1 protein-coding gene is annotated in these 2,634 nt (G+C 37.5%); it reads left to right on the top strand.

The genetic code is table 11. From position 1 onward, the window contains the following. Window positions 1–534 precede the first annotated feature (534 nt). Window positions 535–2,622 (top strand): NAD-dependent DNA ligase LigA, encoded by a 2,088-nt coding sequence (ligA, locus tag D5R40_RS31945; protein ID WP_124147513.1) that lies wholly within the window; start codon window positions 535–537, stop codon window positions 2,620–2,622. Window positions 2,623–2,634 lie beyond the last annotated feature (12 nt).

Here is a 2,634-nt window from a genome sequence, read left to right as displayed (position 1 = left end):
CCATTTCTCCTGTCTCCTGTCTCCTGTCTCCTGTCTCCTACCCCTACTAAAATACTTTTGAGCGCAAACCCTAATTATGCTTTTTAGCTTGTATCTGATAGCTATTTTAAAGCAGCAAAACTGAAGAGCTAAAACACTTTAAATTTATTGATGAGATTTATTTAAAGATGTAAAAAAGCACTTTTACTTTATGTCTAAAGAGGAATTATATCGTCAAAGTTAGATAAATTTTTAACTCAATATAGGTTCTTCTACTTATTTGATTTTCAGGAGTAAAACCATTTCTTGTGGATTAATACTATACATCAATTTTTGTATCAACTAATTGTAGGGGGAGAACTTCCGCAACACTTCTATGCACTCGTTTATTCCTCTTGGTATATAGCAGTCAAAGGAAAGGGTGCGGACATATCAAAAGCTTAAAACTCAGACAACGTAAGATTTTTCTTTTTTCCTTCTGCTATAACAAAAAAAATCAAATAAATATCGGTATTGAGAATACGATCAAAATATTGGGTCTAAGGAGAAAAAAACATGGCAAAGTTAACACCAGAATTAGAGCAGCATGCTCAACAATTGAGGCAGAAACTTCAAGAAGCTGGCTATGCTTACTATGTGCTTGATAACCCTATTATGGAAGATACTGTTTACGACCGCCTAATTCGAGAATTACAAGAATTAGAAACCCAATATCCTCAATTAATTGTTCCAGATAGTCCTACCCAAAGAGTGGGAGAAAAACCAGCAACTAAATTTATATCAATTGAACATAATATTCCTCTTTATAGTCTGGAAAATGCTTTTAATATTGAGGAATTAAAAAATTGGCAAGAACGTTGGCAACGTCAAATAGAAATCGATCCCCATCCTGATACGGTAGATTATGTTTGTGAACTAAAAATTGACGGTTCTGCTTTAGCTCTAACTTATGAAAATGGTTTGTTAGTCAGAGGAGCTACTCGTGGAGATGGAATTACAGGAGAAGATATTACTCAAAATGTCAAAACAATTAAAAGTATTCCCTTAAAACTAAAAATAGATAATCCACCCTCAATAATAGAAGTTCGAGGTGAAGCTTTTTTATCAATTAATGTATTTGAAAGTATCAACGCAGAAAGAGAAAAAATAGGAGAACCACTATTTGCTAATCCCCGTAATTCAGCAGCAGGTACTTTGCGACAATTAGATTCAAAAATAGTTGCTCGACGCCGACTAGATTTTTTCGCTTATACACTTTATATAAAATCTGAAATTAACTCAAAATTATCTCAACTTTCTACTCAATGGCAATATTTAGAATTACTACAAAAATTAGGTTTTAAAGTTAATCCTCATCGTCAAATTTGCTCATCTTTAGATGACATTCAAAAATACTATAAATATTGGGATACCGAACGAAAAAATTTGCCCTATTTAACCGATGGAGTTGTAGTTAAACTTAATTCTTTACCACTACAAAAAAAATTAGGATTTACTCAAAAATTTCCTCGGTGGGCGATCGCTCTTAAATATCCTGCTGAAGAAGTCCCGACCATTGTCGAAGCAGTCACAATTCAAGTGGGCCGTACTGGGGCACTTACCCCTGTGGCAGAATTAAAATCTGTCCAGTTAGCAGGTACAACAGTACAAAGGGCGTCTCTACATAATAGCGATCGCCTGGCGGAACTAAATCTACATATTGGAGATACTGCAATAGTCCGCAAAGCAGGAGAAATTATTCCAGAAGTAGTACGAGTTTTGCCAGAACTACGTCCCACAAATGCTCAACTATTTCAAATGCCTACTCACTGTCCAGAATGCAGTCAACCTGCGGTCAAACCTACCGATGAGGCAATAATGAGATGTATCAACTCTTCATGTCCTGCTATTCTTCGGGGTTCTTTGGTACATTGGGCATCTAGAGGTGCTCTGGATATTCATGGTTTGGGGGAAAAATTAGTACAGCAGATGGTCAATAGTGGTTTAGTTGAGTCGGTGGCCGATCTATATGATTTAACTGTCAAAAGTTTGACTTCCCTCGAACGCATGGGACAAAAGTCGGCCAGTAAATTGGTGGATGCGATCGCTAGTTCCAAAAGCAAATCTTGGCCACGGGTGCTTTATGGTTTGGGTATTCGTCATGTGGGTAGCGTAAATGCAGAGTTATTAACTCAGAAGTTTTCCAATGTAGGACAGTTGGCACAGGCAAAGGCGACAGATATCGAAGCAGTCTATGGAATTGGTCCAGAAATTGCTCAATCAGTTGAACAGTGGTTTCAGGTTTCAGCTAATCAGAAGTTGGTAGAACGTCTGAGTAATGCTGGAGTGGTGATGGATGTAAGAACAGATACGGGCAATGTGGCAAAAGAGCAAAGTGCATTTTTAGCAGGCAAAACTTTTGTGTTAACGGGAACTTTACCAACCTTGAAGCGGGATGAGGCAAAGAGTTTGATTGAAACTGCTGGTGGTAAGGTGACAAGTACGGTGAGTTCTAAGACTGATTTTGTTGTGGTAGGAAAAGATCCAGGTTCTAAGTTACAGAAGGCCGAAAAGTTGGGGATCGACCAGTTGAGTGAAGCACAGTTATTGGGAATTTTGGAGAGTTTCGACTTAGTTAACAATTTGCGCAATTTATCGACATAATACGATAGTTCT

Origin of the sequence: Okeania hirsuta, from assembly GCF_003838195.1 — a bacterium.
GTDB classification, from domain to species: Bacteria; Cyanobacteriota; Cyanobacteriia; order Cyanobacteriales; family Microcoleaceae; genus Okeania; species Okeania hirsuta.
The sequence above is the reverse complement of the archived record's forward strand: the minus strand, read 5'-3'. Positions and strand labels throughout refer to the sequence as shown.